Annotated in this window: 1 protein-coding gene; it reads right to left on the reverse strand. The window is 40.5% G+C overall.

All coding sequences use genetic code 11. From position 1 onward, the window contains the following. Positions 1–240, reverse strand: a 240-nt coding sequence (locus B2X72_RS18530; protein ID WP_286851000.1) for an LLM class flavin-dependent oxidoreductase, incomplete at its 3' end; no start/stop codon positions are given. Positions 241–343: the final 103 nt, after the last annotated feature.

Consider the following 343-nt stretch of genomic DNA (forward strand, 5'->3'; position numbering starts at 1 on the left):
GATGACGCCGGTGCCGATCTCAATTTTGGAGGTTTTGGCTCCAATGGCCGATAATAGAGGAAAGGGAGATGCTAGCTGATTCGCAAAATGGTGTACACGGAAATATGCACCATCTATGCCTATTTCTTCAGCAGCTACTGCTAGATCGATGGATTGCAATAAAGTATCGCTTGCGGTCTGCGTACTATATGCGGGATGCTTGGACCAATGGCCAAAAGATAAAAAGCCTATTTTTTTCATAAATCACAATGGGATTTGATGTCAATCAAATTTAATAAATGTTGCGATTATTTCGGTAGTCTACATTGTCCGATGGGTGTCAATAATATATGGTTTGAATGAA

Source organism: Sphingobacterium sp. UBA7253, from assembly GCF_002472745.1.
Classification (GTDB): Bacteria; Bacteroidota; Bacteroidia; order Sphingobacteriales; family Sphingobacteriaceae; genus Sphingobacterium; species Sphingobacterium siyangense.